Here is an 18,044-nt window from a genome sequence, read left to right on the forward strand (position 1 = left end):
GGGGGTGACCACCGCTGACGAGAACGACGGGGCGGGTGGGCGTCGCTCTCAGCCGAGGGTTAGGATTGCTCTCGCGCACTATTCCTATGCGTTCGACGTGGGGTCGGTGGTTCGACCCGCGACGTCGGGTGAGGCGTTCAGGAGGACCCTTATGACCGCAGTGGCCCCCAAGCCGGTCCACGACGAACTCGACCACCCACCGGGTGAACCCACGGGCAACGCCCGGCCGGGCTCGTTCGTGTGGAAGATGTTGACGACGACCGATCACAAGATGCTCGGCATCATGTACATCGTCACCTGCTTCATCTTCTTCTTCATCGGCGGCCTCATGGCCCTGCTCATCCGGGCGGAGCTCTTCTTCCCGGGCATGCAGTTCCTGTCGAACGAGCAGTTCAACCAGCTGTTCACCATGCACGGCACGGTGATGCTCCTGCTCTACGGCACCCCGATCGTCGTCGGTTTCGCGAACTACATCATGCCGCTGCAGATCGGCGCGCCGGACGTGGCCTTCCCGCGTCTCAACGCGCTCGGATACTGGCTGTTCGCCGCCGGCGGCGTCATCTTGCTGTCCGGCTTCCTGACCCCCGGTGGTGCGGCGTCGTTCGGCTGGACTATGTACGTTCCGCTGTCCGACAAGATCCACTCGCCGGGCGTCGGCGCGGACCTGTGGATCCTCGGCGTCGGCATCGGCGGTATCGGCACCATCCTCGGTGCCGTCAACTTCGTCACCACGATCATCTGCCTCCGCGCGCCGGGCATGACGATGTTCCGGATGCCGATCTTCACGTGGAACATCCTCGTGACGTCGGTCCTGATCCTACTGGTCTTCCCGCTGCTGACCGCCGCGGCGTTGGCCTTGTTCTACGACCGCACGTTCGGTGGCCGCATCTACGATCCGGGCAACGGTGGCGCGATCTTGTGGCAGCACCTGTTCTGGTTCTTCGGACACCCCGAGGTGTACATTCTGGCGCTGCCGTTCTTCGGAATCATCTCCGAGGTGCTCCCGGTGTTCTCCCGTAAGCCGCTGTTCGGCTACGCCGGACTGGTCTTCGCGACCCTGGCGATCGCCGGGTTGTCCATGGCCGTGTGGGCGCACCACATGTACGTCACCGGCGCGGTGCTGCTGCCGTTCTTCTCCTTCATGACATTCCTCATCGCCGTGCCCACGGGCGTGAAGTTCTTCAACTGGATCGGCACGATGTGGCGGGGCAAGATCACCTTCGAGACGCCGATGGTCTTCGCCCTGGGATTTCTGGTGACCTTCCTCTTCGGCGGGTTGACCGGCATCATGCTGGCCGCGCCGCCGATTGACTTCCACGTGCACGACTCCTACTTCGTTGTGGCGCACTTCCACTACGTGCTCTTCGGCACCATCGTGTTCGCCACCTTTGCCGGCGTGTACTTCTGGTTCCCCAAGATGACCGGTCGTATGCTCGACGAGAAGCTCGGCCAGTGGCACTTCTGGTTGATGTTCATCGGCTTCCACACCACGTTCCTCGTGCAGCACTGGCTGGGTAACCAGGGCATGCCCCGCCGGTACGCCGACTACCTGGACACGGACAACTTCACCGTGCTCAACCAGATCTCGTCCGTCGGCTCGTTCATCCTCGGCATCGCGATGCTGCCGTTCGTCTGGAACATCGTCAAGAGCTGGCGCTACGGCGAGATCGTCACCGTCGATGATCCGTGGGGAGCCGGGAACTCCCTCGAGTGGGCGACCTCCTGCCCGCCGCCGCGACACAACTTCGTGTCGCTGCCGCGGATCCGTTCCGAGCGTCCCGCGTTCGAGCTGCACTACCCGCACATGAGCGAGCGAATGCGTGCCGAGGCCCACGTCGGCGGACGGAGGAAGGCCCATGACCCGGACGCCGTCAAGGACGTGGCCGAGCGCGGGACCTCTCCGCAGAAGGGCTGACCACCCGCCCGTACTCACCCACGGGCACAGGTCCCGGGAACCCCGTCGGCTGGCTCGTCCACCGGCGGGGTTCCCGTCTGTCGGCCCACCGCACCACCCAGCAGCCGCCCACCACGATCACTCGTCAGGAGCACACGTGAGCACCTCCGGCACCCCGGCCCTCCTCACCGTCACGGGGCCCGACCGGCCCGGAGTCACCGCGCGGGTCATGTCCGTCCTCGCCGCCCACGACGCCGACCTCGTCGATGTCGAACAGGTCGTCGTCAACGGGCACCTGTCCCTGGGGCTGATGGTCCGGGTCGACCGGGACGCCGACGTCGTCGCGGTCGTTCGAGAACTCACCGAGCAGGTCCACGACCTCGGGATGCACCTCGACGTGCAGTTCGACGACATCGCGCCCGCGGCGCCGCCGTCCACCCACGCGGTGGTGATCCTGGGGAGCCCGGTCACCGCGTCGGCGTTCTCCGCGGTCTCCGGCTCGCTCGCCTCGATCGGCGCGAACATCGACATCATCCGCGGCATCGCCGACTACCCCGTCACCGGGATCGAGCTCCACGTGTCCACCGCCCAGCGCGACGCGGCCGACGACGCCCGACTGCGGGAGACGCTCGCCCCGCTCTCCGACGCGCACGGGGTGGACATCTCCGTCGACGGGGCGGGCCTGAGCCGTCGTTCCAAGCGGCTCGTGGTCTTCGACGTCGACTCCACGCTGGTGCAGGGCGAGGTCATCGAGATGCTCGCCGCGCACGCCGGCAAGGAGGAGGAGGTCCGCGCCGTCACCGAACGCGCCATGCGCGGCGAGCTCGACTTCGCCCAGTCGCTGCACGAGCGGGTCGCCACGCTGGCCGGGCTGCCGGCCACCGTCCTCGACGAGGTCGCCGCGAGCATCGTCCTCACACCCGGCGCCCGCACCACGATCCGGACCCTCAAGAGGCTGGGGATCCGCTGCGGTGTGGTCTCCGGAGGCTTCATCCAGGTCATCTCGGGCCTCGTCGAGGAACTGGGTCTGGACTTCGCGAAGGCCAACACGCTCGAGGTCGTCGACGGCCATCTCACCGGCCGCGTGATCGGGGAGGTCGTCGACCGCGAGGCGAAAGCGGCGTACCTCCGCGCGTTCGCCGACGAGCTCGGCATCGCTCTGAGCCAGACCGTCGCCGTCGGGGACGGCGCCAACGACATCGACATGCTCACGACCGCGGGTCTCGGCATCGCGTTCTGCGCCAAGCCCGCTCTCCGCGAGGTCGCGGACGCGTCGCTGTCCAAGCCGTTCCTCGACACGGTGCTGTTCGTCCTCGGGATCACCCGCGACGAGATCGAGGCCGCGGACACCGCGGCGGGGACGTACCGACGCGTTCCGCTCACGTGACCGACTCGCCTGACACATCTGACGCGCCTGACACGGTCGGCGGGCAGGCCCCGGACGCCGTCGGCGGGGTGGCGTCCGGCGCGGCGCTCGACTGGTGCCACGCCCGGCTGCGGGCGGGGTCGCGTGGTGCGGAGGACCCCGAGGATCGCTCGACGGTGCGGTCGATGCCCATCGTCCTGCACCTGCCGAAGAACGAGCCCCCGGCCCGCACCCCGCTGTTGGAGGCGGTGGCCGGCGCCGTCGCCGCCGTCTGCCTGGACGAGCGCGTGGCTCCGGGCGGGCCGTGGCACCGGCCCTACGCCGACTGGCTGGACGCCCGGATGCGCAAGATCGCGCGGCGTGCGCGGGGCGCCCCGTGGCGGGCCGCGCTCGAGGTGCCCGGGGTGACCCACGAGGTCGAACGGTGCGCGGCGCGCGCCTGCGTTCCCGGCCCGGTGGACGAGGTCGACCCGCGGTTGGCGAAGCTGCAGATCGGCGGGACCGACCTGGCCCGCGACGAGCCGGCGGCGCCGCCCGCGGGCACGCCGGTGGTGTGGATCGACGGGGCGCTCGAGATGTCCGTCGGCAAGGCCGCCGCCCAGGTCGGCCACGGCGTCATGCTGCTCATCGCGGAGATGGACAGGGCTCGCCTCGACCGGTGGATCGCGGAGGGACGCCCGGTGGCGGTGCGGGAGGCCGACCGGTCCCGTTGGCGCTCGTTGTCCGAGTCGGTCGCCGCGGGCACGCCGGGCGTCGCCGCTGTGGTGGACGCCGGCTACACCGAGGTGGCCCCCGGATCGCTCACGGTGATCGCGGTCGACCGATGACGGGCGCACTGACGGCGCCGCGGCGGTGTCCCGTCGGGCGCCCGCCGACCTCTCAGGCGTTCCGGAGGCGTTCCAGCGCACCGATCACCACGTCACGGTCGGTGGTCTGCCAGAACGGGGGCAGTGAGGCGCGCAGGTAACCGCCGTACCGGGCGGTGACCAGGCGGGAGTCCAGCACGGCCACGACGCCGCGGTCCTCGGTGCGTCGGAGCAGGCGGCCGACGCCCTGGGCGAGCAGGAGGGCGGCGTGGTTACCGGCGACGGCGAGGAATCCGTTCCCCCCGCGGGCCCCCACCGCACGCTGTCGCGCGGAGAGCAGTGGATCGTCCGGCCGGGGAAACGGGATGCGGTCGATCACGACGAGGGACAGGGTCCGCCCGGGGACGTCGACGCCCTGCCACAGCGAGAGGGTCCCCACAAGGGTCGTCTCCTCGTCGTCGGCGAACTGCGCGACGAGGTTTGCCGTCGAGTCCTCGCCCTGGCACAGCACCGGGGTGTCCAGGCGCTCGCGCAGGAGCTCGGCCGCGGCCTTGGCCGCGCGCATCGAGGAGAAGAGGCCGAGCGTGCGGCCACCGGCGGCGGTGATGAGGTCCACCAGCTCGTCCTCGGCGGCCGGTGAGGTTCCGTCCCGGCCGGGCGCGGGCAGGTGCGCGGCCACGTAGAGGATGCCGTTGCGGCGGTAGTCGAACGGCGAGCCCGCGTCGAGGCCGGTCCAGCGCAGGGAGCTCGCGTCGTCGTCGGACGGCGGCTCGAGCGCGACGGCGCTCGCGGTGTCCGGGCGCGCGGACGACGCCGGCGGCAGGCCCCAGGTGGCCGCGAGTCCGTCGAATCTCCCCCCGGTGGTGAGCGTCGCGGAGGTGAGGATGACGGTCGACTCGGCGAACAACCGGGCGCGCAGCAGTCCGGCGACGGACAGGGGCGCCACCCGCAGGATCCGACCGCGACGGTCCTCGACGCTCATCCACACGATCTCGACGCGCTCGGTGACCGGCTTCTCGTAGGAGGACAGCATCCGGTCGGCCGCGTCGGCGATCTCATCGAGCGCGGCGAGGGTCTTCTGCCGGTCGGAGGCCCCCTGCGGATCGTTAGCGACCTCCCCGGGCTTGGGGCCCGGCACGGCGCTGCGGCAGTTCTCGGCGGTGTGGCGCACGGCGGCCAGGGCGAGGTCGGCTCCCTCGGGCAGGAGGTCCCAGCGCCCCTCGGGGCAGATCTCGAGCAGAGTCGCCAGGCCCTCGCCGGCGGCGACCATGCGGTCCGCGGTCTGCTGGTCCACAAGCTTGGCCGCCCGGCGCGCGGCCTGGATGACGGCGGTTCCGGTGAGCTCCGCGGTGGTCACGCCCGTGACCCGGTCCGACAGCTCGTGGGCCTCGTCGATCACCACGGCGTCGTGCTCGGGCAGGACCGACACGTCCGTCATCGCGTCGATCGCGAGGAGGGCGTGGTTGGTCACCACGACGTCGGCCTGGCCGGCCTTCTGGCGTGCCAGCTCCGCGAAGCACTCGGTGAACTCGGGGCAGACCTGCCCGAGGCACTCCCGGCTCGTCACCGACACCTGCCGCCACGCCGCGTCGGAGACGCCACGGGGAAGGTCGTCGCGGTCACCGGTGTCGGTCTCCTGGGCCCAGTCGTGCAGCCGCGCGATCTCCCGTCCGAGCCAGGAGCTTGGTCCGGTGTCGCGCGTGGAGGCCTGTCGGGGGGTGCGCGCGGCGGTCGACTCGCCGCCGAGGGGCAGGTCGAACAGCTCCTCGGTCTCGATCTCCTCCGGGTCGGCCTCGTCGACCGGCCCGGTGCTCACCCGGTGCAGGCACAGGTAGTTGCCGCGGCCCTTGAGGATCGCGTGGGGCGGGCTCACGCCCAGCTCGGGGCGTAGCGCTGCGGCCAGGCGGGGCAGGTCCCGGTCGACCAGCTGGTTCTGCAGCGCGATGGTCGCCGTGGAGACCACCACGGTGCCGCCGGTGGCGACCGCGTGGCGGAGGGAGGGCACCAGGTAGGCGAGGGATTTGCCGGTGCCGGTGCCGGCCTGGACGGCGAGGTGTTCGCCGGTGGCCAACGCATTGCCGACGGCTTCCGCCATCGCGAGCTGGCCCGTCCGCTCGCTGCCACCCAGGCTCTCGACCGCGGTGGCGAGCAGGTCGGAGACGGAGGGGAGCGAGTCGGTCACGCGGCTACCCTAGCGGCCCGCCCGGACACCGGGTCACGCGCCGGGCAGTGCCTCCGGCGGCACGACCCGCACGGGGATCGCGGGGTCGCCCTCGCTCAGGGCGAGCCCCTCCCACGGCAGCGAGACCATGACCGACGAGTGATGGGCGCGAGACTCCTCCAGGGTCGGCAGCCCGGACACGATCTCCCCGCCCCGGATCAACGGGATCACGAGTTCGCGCTTCTCCAGCCCGTTCTCCTCGGGGGCCTCCGCGGAGAACGGCAGGAGTACCTCCTCGACCGCGGTGCCGGTGCGCCGGTGGAGGCGGATCGCGCGCTTGGCTCCGGGGAGGGACTCCTTGTGCGCGGAACGCTTGGCCACGGGGATCCCGTCGACCTCGACGAGTTTGTAGACCATCCCCGCGGTGGGGGCGCCCGAGCCGGTGACGAGCTTGGTCCCGACCCCGTAGACGTCGACGGGTTCGGCGCGCAGCGCTGCGATCGCGTACTCGTCGAGGTCGCCGGAGACGACGATCCGGGTGTTGTAGGCGCCGAGCGAGTCCAGCTGGTCGCGGACCTGACGGGCGAGGACGCCCAGGTCCCCGGAGTCGATCCGCACGCCGCCGAGCTCGGGCCCGGCCACCTCGATCGCGGTCTCGACCCCGGCCGTGATGTCGTAGGTGTCCACCAGGAGCGTGGTGCCGACGCCGAGGGCGCGGACCTGGGACCGGAACGCCGCCGCCTCGTCGGGCCCGTCGGGACCGGTGTGCAGCAGGGTGAACGAGTGGGCCGAGGTGCCGGCCGACGGCACCCCGTGGCGTCGGGTCGCCTCGACGTTGGAGGTGGCGTCGAAGCCGGTGAGGTAGGCGACGCGGGCCGCGGCCACCGCGGCCTCCTCGTGGGTGCGCCGCGAGCCCATCTCGATGATGGGCCGACCGTCCGCGGCCCAGTTCATCCGCGCCGCGGCGGAGGCGATCGCACTGTCGTGATTGAGCACGGACAGCACGAGCGTCTCCAGTACGACGCACTCGGCGAAGCCGCCCCGGATGCTCAGGACGGGGGAGCCGGGGAAGAACAGCTCGCCCTCCGGATAGCCGTCGACGTCGCCGGTGAAGCGGAAGGCCCGCAGCCAGTCCGCGGTCCGCTCGTCGAGCGAGTCGGCCAGGGCATCGATCTCCTCGTCGTCGAACCGGAAGTCGGCCAGCCGTTCGAGGAGGCGTCCGGTGCCGCCGACCACGCCGTAGCGGCGTCCGGCGGGCAGGCGCCGGGCGAACACCTCGAACACGCACGGCCGGTCGGCCGTGCCGTCCGCGAGGGCCGCCTGGATCATGGTGAGCTCGTATTTGTCCGTGAGCAGGGCGGTGGACGGTCGCCCGGAGCCGGGCGTGACAGGGGAGGTGGTCGTCGAGGTCACGGGGCCGACTCTACGGCGTGGCCGACCCGCCGCGAATCCGTATCCTGGGAACCATGCACCCTGTGACGACACCGCTTGCGGCCGTCAGGAGCACCGTCCCGGTGATGGCGATGCCGTCGGCCGCGCCCGTGGAGACCACGGACGCGGACCTCGACGGCGGGGTGGACAATCCCTGGTTGACCGTCGTGTGGGACGACCCGGTGAACCTCATGAGCTACGTGACGTTCGTGTTCCAGCGGGTGTTCGGCTACAGCCGGGAGAAGGCACACGAGTTGATGCTCAAGGTCCACAACGACGGCCGCGCGGTGGTCTCGTCCGGCAGCCGCGACAAGGTGGAGAACGACGTCCGCAAGCTGCAGGAGGCCGGGTTGTGGGCCACGATGCAGCGGGAGGCGTGAGCCGGTGAAGGCCTGGCAGCGGAAGTCGTCCCTGGGAGGGGCGCGCATCAAGTCCGTCATGGAGAGCCACGAGGTGCAGATCCTGCACGCGCTGGTGTCGAACATCGTGGACATGCTCGAACAGCGTCGTGACTCGGCGCCGCGGGACGAGCTGGCGGAGATCACGGGTATGCGTAGCGGTCACTCCCAGCTCCCGGCCGAGGCGCCGCTCGCGCGGTTGCTGCCGGATTTCCACCGGCCGGAGGCGGCCGATCGCCGGGACGGGTCCGACGCGGACCGGGCGGCCGTCGCGCGCGCCCACAACTCGGGTATGCGCATGCTCCACGAGCCGGCCATCATCGACGCGAAGCTCGACTGCGCGGGTGTGGTGCTGCGCTCGTTGCCCTCGCGCGGCGGCACCGTGTCGCTCACACTCGACCAGGCGGGGGCGTGGATGCGCTGCCTCAACGACGTGCGCCTGGGCCTGGGGGCCGTCCTGCTCGAGGCCGGCTCGACGGACGGGACACCCGCCACCGACATCCCCGAGTACGTGCCGGACGACGACCCCCGGTCGGCCCAGCTGGACGTCTACCACTGGCTGACCTTCATGCAGGATTCCCTGTGCACCGCCCTGGACGGGCAGTAGTGCACCGGGCAGTGAGGAGAACACCGTGAACCGTGACCCGAGATCGCCCTGGCCGGGCACCGGAGCGGCCCGGCCGGCGGACCCGGGTCCGCGGCGGTGGCCGGCCCTGGTCCTGTTGTGGTCGTTCGTCGCCCTGATGTGGGTGGTCGAGGCCGCGGACAGGGTCATCGTGGAGCTCGTCGGCCCGCGGCAGACGCTCGACGACTACGGCGTGCAGCCCCTGTCGACCGACGGGCTGCTCGGCATCGTGTTCCAACCGCTGTTGCACGGCGACTGGGCGCACCTCATCGGCAACTCGATCGCCCTGCTCGTGTTGGGCTCGATCATCGCCCTGTCGGGCATCCGGCCGCTGCTCAGCGTCACGCTGATCTCGTGGCTCGCCTCGGGTGTGGTGTCCTGGCTCCTCGGCGGCGCCGGCACCGTCCACATCGGGGCGTCCGGCATCGTGTTCGGCTACATCTTCTACGTCATCGTCCGCGGCTTCTTCTCGCGGCGGATCCTGCACCTGGTGATCGGCCTGGTCATCGGCTTCTACTACGGACTCGAGGCGTTGGCGGGCCTGTCGCCGATGCTCGACGGCGTGTCGTGGCAGGGCCACCTGGGCGGCGCGGTCGGGGGTGTGGCGTCGGCGTACGGCCTCAGGCGCGACCGCGACCGCGGGTCGCGGCACCTCACCGCCGGCCGGGCGGGGCGTCCCGCCGGACCGCGGAGGTGAGCCGGCCGGACCGGCGGGCTCCGATCGGCGTGTTCGACTCGGGCGCCGGGGGGCTGACGGTCGGCCGCGCGATCGTGGACCAGCTCCCCGACGAGTCGGTGGTCTACGTCGGGGACACCGCCCACGGGCCGTACGGTCCGCTGCCCCTGGCGCAGGTCCGCGCGCACGCCCTCGCGGTGGCGGACCAGCTCGTCGACCGCGGCGTCAAGGCGCTCGTGATCGCGTGCAACACCGCGTCGGCGGCGATGCTCCGGGACGCGCGTGAGCGCTACCCGGTGCCGGTGGTCGAGGTCATCCAGCCGGCGGCGCGGCGCGCGGTGGCCACCACACGCTCGGGTCGGATCGGGGTCATCGCGACCCGCGCGACGGTGGCGTCGCGGGCGTACGACGACGCGGTCGCGGCGGCCGCCGGGATCGAGCTGACGTCGGTGGCGTGCCCCAAGTTCGTGGAGTTCGTCGAGCGCGGCATCACCAGCGGCCGTCAGGTGCTCGGGTTGGCGGAGGCCTATCTCGCCCCGATCCGGGACGCCGACGTGGACACCCTGGTGCTGGGCTGCACGCACTACCCGTTGCTGTCCGGGGTGGTGCAGCTCGCGGCGGGCGATCACGTCACGTTGGTCTCGAGCGCGGAGGAGACGGCCAAGGACGTGCTGCGGGTGCTCACGGCGGAGGATCTGCTGCGGCCGCACGACTCGGCGGACCCGCCGAGGCGCGAGTATCTCGTCACCGGCGACCCGGACGCGTTCCGGCGGGTGGCGTCGCGGTTCCTGGGGCCGGGGCTGGTGGCGGTGGGCCGGGCGGACGCCCGGTGATGCGCTGTCACACGCGGCGCGCGCACGGCCACTGTCGCCACGACACGCGGTGCGGCGTGGCACGATGGTGCCCATGTTTCTGACTGTCCTCGGCTGCTCGGGAAGTATCGGCGGACCCACGTCGCCGGCGTCCGGGTACCTCGTGGAGGTCGACGGTCTGGCGCCCGTGGTGATCGACATGGGGCCCGGGGTGCTCGGCGCGCTGCAGCGGCACGTCGCGCCCGAGGACGCGACGATCCTGCTGTCGCATCTGCACGCGGATCACTGCCTGGACGTGCCGAGCCTGTTGGTGTTGCGGCGTTTCGGCCCCGGCGCACGGGGCGCGGGTCGGGTGCCGCTGGTGGGGCCGTCGGGGACGGCCTACCGGATCGGGGTGGCGTCGGCGGAGGAGCCGGGAGCGGTCGACGACCTGTCGGACACGTTCGACGTGTCGACGTGGGACGTCACGCCCGAGGTGGCGATGAGGGGCGACGACGACGAGGTGGCCCTGCACGTGCGGGCCGAGAGGGTGGAGCATCCGCCGGAGTCGTACGGGCTTCGCCTGGAGTCCGGTGACGGGAGGGTGTTGGCGTACAGCGGGGACACCGCGTACTGCGATGCCCTGGTCGAGCTCGCGGTCGGCGCGGACGTCCTGCTCTGTGAGGCGTCGTGGACGCACGAGGAGGGGCGCCCGCCCGGCATCCACATGTCGGGCTCCGAGGCGGGGCTGACCGCCCGGCGGGCCGCGGTGGGCCGGCTGGTGCTGACCCACATCCCGCCGTGGACCGACCACGAGGCGGTCCGGGCCGAGGCGGCCGCGGAGTTCGACGGCGAGATCCTGCTCGCGGAGCCGGATCTGCGGATCGCCGTCTAGGGGAGCGCCCGCTAGGATCGGCGGTCGTGACCTCTTCGAACTTCAGCAGGGCAGACGGACGCGGCGTCGACGAGCTGCGCGACGTGACCATCACGCGGGGCTTCACCTCGCATCCGGCGGGGTCGGTGCTCGTCACCTTCGGGCAGACCCGCGTCATGTGCACGGCCAGCGTCACCGAGGGCGTGCCGCGCTGGCGCAAGGGATCGGGGCTGGGCTGGCTGACGGCCGAGTACGCGATGCTGCCGGCGGCGACCCACGAGCGCTCGGGCCGCGAGTCCGTGCGCGGCAAGGTCGGCGGCCGCACCCACGAGATCAGCCGCCTCGTCGGCCGCTCGCTGCGCGCGTGCATCGACCTGTCCGCGCTGGGGGAGAACACCATCGCCCTGGACTGCGACGTCCTGCAGGCCGACGGCGGCACGCGCACGGCGGCGATCACCGGCGCGTACGTGGCGCTGGCCGACGCGATCACGTGGCTGCAGTCCTCCGGCGCGGTCACGGGCAACCCGCTCACCGGGGCGGTCGCCGCGGTGAGCGTCGGCGTGGTCGACGGACACGTGCTGTGCGACCTGCCGTACGAGGAGGACTCGCGCGCCGAGGTGGACATGAACGTGGTGTGCACGGACGGCGGCAAGCTCATCGAGGTCCAGGGCACGGCCGAGGGCGCCGCGTTCGGCCGCGATGTCCTGGACGCGATGCTCGACTCGGCGCAGGCCGGTTGCGAGCGCCTGTTCGAGCTGCAGCGCGAGGCGCTGGCGGCGCCGTACCCGGGCGAGCTGCCCAGCCCGCCGGCCGCCCGGAACCGGGGGCGGTAGCCGTGGCCGTCCGTCTGTTGGTCGCGAGCCGCAACGCCAAGAAGCTGGCCGAGCTGCGCCGGGTACTGGAGTCCGAGGGCGTCGTCGGCATCGAGCCGGTGGGCCTGGACGAGGTGCCTGAGTTCCCGGAGGAGCCCGAGACCGGCGCCACGTTCGCCGAGAACGCGCTGATCAAGGCGCGCGCCGGGGCGCTGGCGACCGGCCTGCCGTGCCTGGCGGACGACTCGGGCCTGGCCGTGGACGCCCTGAACGGGATGCCGGGCGTGCTCTCCGCGCGCTGGGCCGGCCGTCACGGCGACGACGCCGCCAACAACGCCCTGCTGCTCGCGCAGCTGTCGGACGTGCCGGACGAGCGGCGGGGCGCGGCGTTCGTCTCGGCGTGCGCGCTGGTCGGGCCGGGCGTGCCCGGAGTGGCTCGGGCCGCCCGGGACCCACGAGTGCACGGTGAGGGCACCGACGAGGGCCTGCAGGGCGAGGTCGTGCAGGAGGGCCGCTGGCCCGGGCGGGTGCTCCGCGAGCCGCGCGGCGAGGGCGGGTTCGGCTACGACCCGCTGTTCCTGCCCGAGGGCTCCGACCGGTCGGCCGCGGAGCTCAGCCCGCGGGAGAAGGACGCCGCCTCGCACCGCGGCCGGGCGCTGCGTGCGCTGGCTCCGGCGCTGCGGGTGCTCGCCGCGCGCGGCTGACCGCATTCACGCCCCGGGCGACGCCGGAGGGTCAGATCGCGTATTCGGCGTGGACGTCGCGGGTCCGCTTGTGCTCGAACCAGAACGACAGGAACGGGATCGTCCCCGCCAGGGCCGTGAGCAGCGTGCGCGACGCGGGCCAGCGGGCCTTGATCGCCAGGTCCAGCGTCATGAACAGGTACAGGATGTAGAACACGCCGTGCGCCTGGCCGATGTAGGTGAACCACTCCGGCGCGTCCGAGGAGTCGGCCAGGATGAGGTACTTGTAGATCATCTCCACGGTGAGCACGAGCAGCCACACACCGGTGATCCAGGCGAGCACGCGGTAACGCTTGAGCGCACCGGCGACCTTCCCACCCGGATCCGGCCTGCGGTTGTCGGTCTGCGGCGTGGCTGCGGCGGTCATGAAGCGGATCTCTCCTGGTGGTTGCCGCCGGCCGCCCGATCCTTCCGGGCCAGCTCGGCGAGATAGGCGTTGTACGCGTCCAGGCCCTCGTCACGGGCCCCCTCGTCCGCGGCGGGACGACGGGTGGGAAGCAGGTCGGCGGGGATCTCGGTCAGGACGCCGAAGCGGTCCCGGCCCGACCCGTTCTTCCCGCCGGTCGGCAGGTCCTTCGCGCGGTGGTCGGGCTCGTCGTCGTCGTCATCGTCGGCGCCCCGTGCGCCCGCGGCACCTTCCGCGACGGAGGCCCAGTCGTCCTCGGCTGCCTCCATCCGCACGTACTTGAGGTACGCGTAGATGAGGAAGCCACCGAGGAACGGCCACATGAACGTGTACCCGAGGTTCTGGACCGTGCCGCTGGCCTCCTGGTAGCGCGCGAGCTGCCACAGGCCCATCCCCACGCACACGATCGCGCCGAGGATGACGAACGCGATCCACGCCGGACGGTGCTTGACCGTGACCGGTGCCGGATCCGCGGACGCGGCCTCGGCTCCGGTCGCGCGGGAGCCGCCTCCGGTCGCGCGGGAACTCAGGGTGTCGGACACGCCTCCACGGTACCGCTGACCACGCGGTAAGCTCATCTCGCCCGGTACCCCCGGGTGACGCGCCCGTGGCGGAATTGGCAGACGCGCTGGATTTAGGTTCCAGTGTCTACGGACGTGGGAGTTCAAGTCTCCCCGGGCGCACAGGTCTTTCCACTCGGACCGGGTGATCAGGATATCGGGTGATCAGGATGACGAACCGGACAGTCGGGAGAGCAGCGGCCGCGTCGCTGATCCTGGTGGCGTCGGTGATGAGTGGCTGCGCGGAGTCGGATCTCGCGGTGAACGGGGGACTCCCGTGGGCGGACCCCGGCGGCGCGGCGCCGGTCGAGCCCCCGGCGGCACCGTCCCCGGTGGAGGAGCGGACGAACGCGCAGCGCAGCGAGAACGGGCTTCCGGCACTGGACGCGAGCGAGAAGCTCCGCGACAGTGCCTGTGCGAAGGCGGACGACATGATCGCGAGGGACTACTGGGCGCATCACGCGCCTGACGGCAGCGGCGGCCCGGGCACGTTCATCCGCGAGGCCGGCGTCGATTACCACAGGGCCGCGGAGAACCTCTTCTATTCGTCCACGGGCGGCCCCGACCCGGTCGCCCAGTGGATGCAGAGCCCGGGCCACAGGGAGAACATCCTCGACCCCGATTTCACCCGCGTGGGTGTCTGCATGCGGACGGCTGCCTACCAGGGCCTCCCGGAGGCGCACCTCTACGTCCAGCACTTCGCCACCCCGATGGCGGAGAGGTAGCGGGGCCGCCGGCACGGGGCTCGTCGGTACCGGGCTCGTCGGTACGGTGCGGGCATGTGGTTCGACAACTGGCCTGACGTCCTCCGCGTCCTGCTCGTCGGCGCCGCCGCCTACGCGTTCCTCGTGCTGGTGGTGCGGGTGTTCGGCAAGCGCACCCTGACGCAGCTCAACGCGTTCGACTTCGTCGTCACGGTCGCGCTCGGCTCCACCCTCGCGACCATCATCCTCAGCTCCGACGTGTCCTGGACCGAGGGCGCGATCGCGATGGCGTTGCTCGTCGTCCTGCAGTACGTCGTCTCGCGACTGAGGAGGTCGCGGGCCGGGCGGGCCGTCCTCACCGCCGACCCGACGCTGCTCGTCCGCGACGGCGTCTTCCTCGACGACCAGATCGCCCGCCACCGCCTCACCCACGCCGACATCCGCCAGACCATCCGCTCCTCCGGCGTCGGCGACCTCGGCGACGTCGCGGCCGTCATCCTCGAGAGCGACGGCAGCATGAGCGTCATCACCGGGTCGTCGCTGGGCGACGGATCCGTCCTCGCAGACGTCCCGGGGTGGGCGCGGCAGAACCGGAGCTGACCGCCGTCGGGCGCGGCCGACCGCCTCCTCATCCCGCCAGCGCGGCCAACACGTCCTCGGCGATCTCGTCCGCCGGCCGCGAGATCGGGCAGACCACCCCGTACTCGTCGGCCCCGAGCGGCTCCAGCGTGAGCACCTGCGACTCCAGGATCCGATCGGACGCGAAGTGCCCGCGACGGGCGGCGAGCCGGGCGGAGATGAGTTCCGGATCCGTGCCGAGCTCGACGAAGAACACCGGGCGGCGGACCTCGCGCAACACGTCGCGATAGGCGCGGCGCAGCGCCGAGCACGCGACGACGAGGCCGAGGTCCGAAGCCGGCACCCCCGGCCCGCACGAGTGGTCGTGACGCCGCATGCGGTCGCGGACCGCCTCCAGCCACGGCCAGCGATCGTCGTCGGTGAGGGGTTCGCCGACCGCCAGCTTCCGTCTGTTGCCGGGAGGGTGCAGGTCGTCGGCGTCCACCAGCTCCGCTCCCGTCCGATCGGCTATGACCCGCGCGACCGTCGACTTCCCGGCGCCGGAGACCCCCATGACGACGATGTGCGGACCGGGCGTGTGGCCGGGCCCTCCGGCTGCTGAGCTCGTCGTCGTCGTCACCATCTCCCGAGGGCTCAGATGGTGAAGGCCAACGATCCGAGGATCGCCCGACCCAGATCCTCGTTCCCGGTGACCTCCACGCCGTGACCCGGCTCGGCGGTGATGCGACCGGTCGTCGCGCGCACGAAGGTCGCCGTGTCGAAGACCAGCTCGACGGTGGGCCGCGCGGCGTCGTCCACGTCGGCCAACGCCGCGCGCCCGTCGACGACGACATCGGTGGCCAGCGGCAGATCCGCGTCGTCCTCACCGACGACGCGGAACCGGACACGGGACCCGTCCGGGGCGCCGGCGCCCTTCCCGACGATGCGCGGCAGGGCCCTCACGATCTCCTCGACGGCGAACCGCCCGGTGTCACCGCCGAGATGGTGCTTCATGCCCAGCGCCTGCCGGATGTCGTCCTCGTGGACCCAGCAGTCGAAGACCCGCACCCCCATGAAGCGCCGGTACGGCACGCGGCCGACGGGGGAGTCCGTCTCCGCCTCGAGATCTGCGGCGGACAGCTCCGCGAGCTGCTCCGTGCGCTCGGCGACGACCTCCCGGAAATCGGAGAACGCGTCCTCAACCGCCAGCGACCGGGCCTCCTGGACGAACTTCTCGTTGAGCTCGCCGATGGGGTTGCGGACGTGCTCGCGCGCCGACTCCGGCAGCTCGATGTCCGGGACCGGCTCGCCGGCGAGCATGTGCTCGGTGCCGGCGATGTGCGCCACGATGTCGCGCACGGTCCACCCCGGCAGCGCCGTCGCCGCCGTCCAGTCGTCCTTCTTCAGGCCCGCCAGCACCTCGTCGAGGCGCTTCCACTGCTGCACCAGGTGGCGCACCTCGACGGGTGCCGTGTCGCTCGACTCGCTGTCCATGCCGCCGAGGCTACTGCCGTCGCGCCCGGCCGGTGGACGATCGCACGGGTAGCGTCGGGCGGGCAGCCGAGTAGTGCCCGGACCGAGCCGCCGGGCGACGACCCGCCGGGAGGCCCGACCGCATGCCGACCACCACGTCACCGAATGACCGCCCCACCCTGGCGATCCTGGGGGCCGGGGGTGATCTCACCGAACGCCTCCTCCTGCCCGGGCTCGGCACCCTCCTCGCCACCGACGCCGACCGGGACGTCACCGTCGTCGGTTCCGGCCGTTCCGGGATGGACGACGACGAGTGGCGCGAACGCGTCCGGTCCGCCCTCCGGGCCCGGAACCGCGACCCGGAGCAGGCCGACCGGATCGCGGCGACGACCCGCTTCGTCGCCCTGGACGTGACGGACGCCGACGCGTTCGCCGATTTCATCGACGGACTCGACGGTCCGGTGGTCCTGTACTTCGCCCTGCCCCCGGCCGTCATCGCGACGGCCTGCGAGGGACTGCGCGGCCGCCCGCTCCGCGACGACGTGCGGTTCGCCGTGGAGAAACCGTTCGGAACCGACCTCGACTCGGCCCGCGACCTCAATGCGGTCCTCCTGGACCTCGTCCCCGAGGACCGCATCCACCGCGTCGACCACTTCCTCGGCGACGCGAACGTCCTCAACATCCTCGGGATGCGGTTCGCCAACCGGATCCTCGAGCCGGTGTGGAGCGCCGAGCACGTCGAGCGCATCGACGTGATCGCCGACGAGACGCTCGCCCTCGAGGGCCGCGCCGGCTACTACGACTCGACCGGGGCGCTGGTCGACATGCTCCAGTCGCACCTGCTGCTGGTGATGGCCCTGGCCACCATGGAGGTGCCCGCGCGGCTCGACGACACCGAACTGCACGACCTCCTCGCCACCACGCTCCGGTCCACCCACGTGTGGCGGGACGATCCGACCATGTCCTCCCGCCGCGCCCGCTACACGGCCGGCAGGGCGGGCGGCCGCGACGTCGTCGCCTACACCGACGAGGACGGCGTCGACCCGTCGCGGGGGACCGAGACGCTCGCGGAGGTGGTGCTGGAGGTCCGCAACCAGCGCTGGGCGGGAGTGCCCGTCCGGCTCCGGTCCGGCAAGGCACTGGGTGAGGACTCGATGCGGGTGACGGTGACGTTCCGGCCGCCGCCACACGTCCCGGAGGCGTTAGCGGGCGAGGTCCCGCCGAGCCGGCTCACGATGGGCATCGCGCCCGGCCGGGTGGCACTCGACCTGGCGACCAGCGCCTCCGGCGGCAGTCTCGCGCTCGAGGACGCACGCCTCGACACCGACCTCGGCGACAGCGACCTGCTCCCGTACGGGGAGGTCCTCAGACGGATCCTCGACGGGGACCGGCTCCTGACCGTCCGCGGCGACGTCGCCGAGGAGTGCTGGCGGATCCTCACCCCGGTGATCGAGGCGTGGGAGTCCGGAGTGGTCCCGCTGGACGACTACCCGGCCGGATCGGACGGGCCGACCGCCTGGGGCGGGGTCGAGACCGGGAGGATCTCGTGACGGCCATCTCCTGACACGACGCGGCTCCGGCCTCCCTCGTGGGGGACCGGAGCCGCGGGGGTCGGACGGACGACTTCAGGAGGTCGTGCCCGGCTGAGGGCCGCGCTCCTCGGTCATGTCGTCGGGGTGCCTGACGAAGTGCCCGATGCTCAGGGCCAGGCCGCCCCAGATCACGAGCAGGAACAGCACCATCATGGTGATCGCTGCGGCGTCCAT

Annotated in this window: 20 protein-coding genes and 1 tRNA gene; 14 read left to right on the forward strand and 7 right to left on the reverse strand. The window is 71.9% G+C overall.

The features are described 5' to 3' along the window. Positions 1–151: 151 nt before the first annotated feature. The 3 genes from ctaD to A6035_RS05370 all read left to right on the forward strand — a co-directional run bounded on the left by ctaD (position 152) and on the right by A6035_RS05370 (position 4,087). Positions 152–1,915 carry an aa3-type cytochrome oxidase subunit I gene (ctaD, locus tag A6035_RS05360; RefSeq protein ID WP_108846921.1) on the forward strand — a complete coding sequence of 588 codons (1,764 nt, stop codon included), beginning with the start codon at positions 152–154 and terminating at the stop codon, positions 1,913–1,915. Between the two features lie 136 nt (positions 1,916–2,051). Then, complete coding sequence (gene serB, locus A6035_RS05365; protein WP_108846922.1) at positions 2,052–3,281, forward strand: phosphoserine phosphatase SerB; 1,230 nt, start codon at positions 2,052–2,054, stop codon at positions 3,279–3,281. After that, positions 3,278–4,087, forward strand: a complete 810-nt coding sequence (locus A6035_RS05370; protein ID WP_167400708.1) for an aminoacyl-tRNA hydrolase — start codon at positions 3,278–3,280, stop codon at positions 4,085–4,087. The genes serB and A6035_RS05370 overlap by 4 nt, the downstream gene beginning before the upstream one ends. Before the next feature lie 52 nt (positions 4,088–4,139). On the opposite strand, the gene A6035_RS05375 is transcribed toward A6035_RS05370, so the two are convergent. Beyond that, entirely contained in the window at positions 4,140–6,248 is a 2,109-nt protein-coding gene (locus tag A6035_RS05375) for an ATP-dependent DNA helicase (protein ID WP_108846923.1), read from the reverse strand. A gap of 33 nt (positions 6,249–6,281) precedes the next feature. After that, complete coding sequence (locus A6035_RS05380) at positions 6,282–7,640, reverse strand: nicotinate phosphoribosyltransferase (protein ID WP_108846924.1); 1,359 nt, start codon at positions 7,638–7,640, stop codon at positions 6,282–6,284. A 104-nt stretch (positions 7,641–7,744) separates the two neighbouring features. On the opposite strand from A6035_RS05380, the gene clpS reads away from it, so the two are divergent. The 7 genes from clpS to A6035_RS05415 all read left to right on the forward strand — a co-directional run bounded on the left by clpS (position 7,745) and on the right by A6035_RS05415 (position 12,538). Next, positions 7,745–8,038, forward strand: coding sequence for an ATP-dependent Clp protease adapter ClpS (clpS, locus tag A6035_RS05385; protein ID WP_007627772.1), 294 nt, complete (start codon positions 7,745–7,747; stop codon positions 8,036–8,038). Between the two features lie 4 nt (positions 8,039–8,042). Further along, the gene (locus tag A6035_RS05390; RefSeq protein ID WP_108846925.1) at positions 8,043–8,663 is read left to right on the forward strand and encodes a DUF2017 domain-containing protein; all 621 of its coding nucleotides are present in this window, start codon (positions 8,043–8,045) and stop codon (positions 8,661–8,663) included. 25 nt (positions 8,664–8,688) lie between these two features. Beyond that, complete coding sequence (locus A6035_RS05395) at positions 8,689–9,378, forward strand: rhomboid family intramembrane serine protease (protein WP_108846926.1); 690 nt, start codon at positions 8,689–8,691, stop codon at positions 9,376–9,378. After that, positions 9,375–10,190, forward strand: coding sequence for a glutamate racemase (gene murI, locus A6035_RS05400; RefSeq protein ID WP_108846927.1), 816 nt, complete (start codon positions 9,375–9,377; stop codon positions 10,188–10,190). The genes A6035_RS05395 and murI overlap by 4 nt, the downstream gene beginning before the upstream one ends. Before the next feature lie 73 nt (positions 10,191–10,263). Next, positions 10,264–11,043 carry an MBL fold metallo-hydrolase gene (locus A6035_RS05405; RefSeq protein ID WP_108849101.1) on the forward strand — a complete coding sequence of 260 codons (780 nt, stop codon included), beginning with the start codon at positions 10,264–10,266 and terminating at the stop codon, positions 11,041–11,043. Positions 11,044–11,069: 26 nt separating this feature from the next. After that, a complete protein-coding gene (rph, locus tag A6035_RS05410) occupies positions 11,070–11,855 on the forward strand; it encodes a ribonuclease PH (RefSeq protein ID WP_108846928.1) in 786 nt (261 codons plus the stop codon). A gap of 2 nt (positions 11,856–11,857) precedes the next feature. Next, on the forward strand, positions 11,858–12,538 hold the full coding sequence (locus A6035_RS05415) for a non-canonical purine NTP pyrophosphatase (RefSeq protein ID WP_108846929.1): 681 nt from the start codon (positions 11,858–11,860) through the stop codon (positions 12,536–12,538). A gap of 31 nt (positions 12,539–12,569) precedes the next feature. Here A6035_RS05415 and A6035_RS05420 read toward each other — a convergent pair whose 3' ends face one another. Both A6035_RS05420 and A6035_RS05425 read right to left on the reverse strand, forming a co-directional pair. Next, positions 12,570–12,944: a DUF3817 domain-containing protein gene (locus A6035_RS05420; protein ID WP_108846930.1), complete on the reverse strand. Its 375-nt coding sequence runs from the start codon at positions 12,942–12,944 to the stop codon at positions 12,570–12,572. Next, complete coding sequence (locus A6035_RS05425; RefSeq protein WP_108846931.1) at positions 12,941–13,525, reverse strand: hypothetical protein; 585 nt, start codon at positions 13,523–13,525, stop codon at positions 12,941–12,943. Before A6035_RS05425 ends, A6035_RS05420 begins: the two co-directional genes overlap by 4 nt. A 59-nt stretch (positions 13,526–13,584) precedes the next feature. On the opposite strand from A6035_RS05425, the gene A6035_RS05430 reads away from it, so the two are divergent. From A6035_RS05430 to A6035_RS05440, 3 genes are all read left to right on the forward strand, one after another. Beyond that, a tRNA-Leu gene (locus A6035_RS05430) sits at positions 13,585–13,666 on the forward strand. A gap of 47 nt (positions 13,667–13,713) precedes the next feature. Then, positions 13,714–14,268, forward strand: a complete 555-nt coding sequence (locus tag A6035_RS05435; protein ID WP_159149570.1) for a CAP domain-containing protein — start codon at positions 13,714–13,716, stop codon at positions 14,266–14,268. 54 nt (positions 14,269–14,322) lie between these two features. Next, the gene (locus tag A6035_RS05440; RefSeq protein WP_108846933.1) at positions 14,323–14,847 is read left to right on the forward strand and encodes a DUF421 domain-containing protein; all 525 of its coding nucleotides are present in this window, start codon (positions 14,323–14,325) and stop codon (positions 14,845–14,847) included. 28 nt (positions 14,848–14,875) lie between these two features. Here A6035_RS05440 and A6035_RS05445 read toward each other — a convergent pair whose 3' ends face one another. Together A6035_RS05445 and A6035_RS05450 are read right to left on the reverse strand one after the other, a co-directional pair. After that, complete coding sequence (locus A6035_RS05445; RefSeq protein ID WP_167400709.1) at positions 14,876–15,448, reverse strand: gluconokinase; 573 nt, start codon at positions 15,446–15,448, stop codon at positions 14,876–14,878. 11 nt (positions 15,449–15,459) lie between these two features. Beyond that, positions 15,460–16,299 carry a maleylpyruvate isomerase family mycothiol-dependent enzyme gene (locus A6035_RS05450; protein ID WP_108846934.1) on the reverse strand — a complete coding sequence of 280 codons (840 nt, stop codon included), beginning with the start codon at positions 16,297–16,299 and terminating at the stop codon, positions 15,460–15,462. Between the two features lie 122 nt (positions 16,300–16,421). Here A6035_RS05450 and A6035_RS05455 point away from each other — a divergent pair, with 122 nt between their 5' ends. Then, complete coding sequence (locus A6035_RS05455) at positions 16,422–17,828, forward strand: glucose-6-phosphate dehydrogenase (protein ID WP_108846935.1); 1,407 nt, start codon at positions 16,422–16,424, stop codon at positions 17,826–17,828. 75 nt (positions 17,829–17,903) lie between these two features. Here the strand turns inward: A6035_RS05455 and A6035_RS05460 are convergent, their stop codons facing one another. Then, complete coding sequence (locus tag A6035_RS05460) at positions 17,904–18,044, reverse strand: methionine/alanine import family NSS transporter small subunit (protein ID WP_108846936.1); 141 nt, start codon at positions 18,042–18,044, stop codon at positions 17,904–17,906.

The sequence above is a fragment of the Dietzia lutea genome (genome assembly GCF_003096075.1).
GTDB lineage: Bacteria > Actinomycetota > Actinomycetes > Mycobacteriales > Mycobacteriaceae > Dietzia > Dietzia lutea.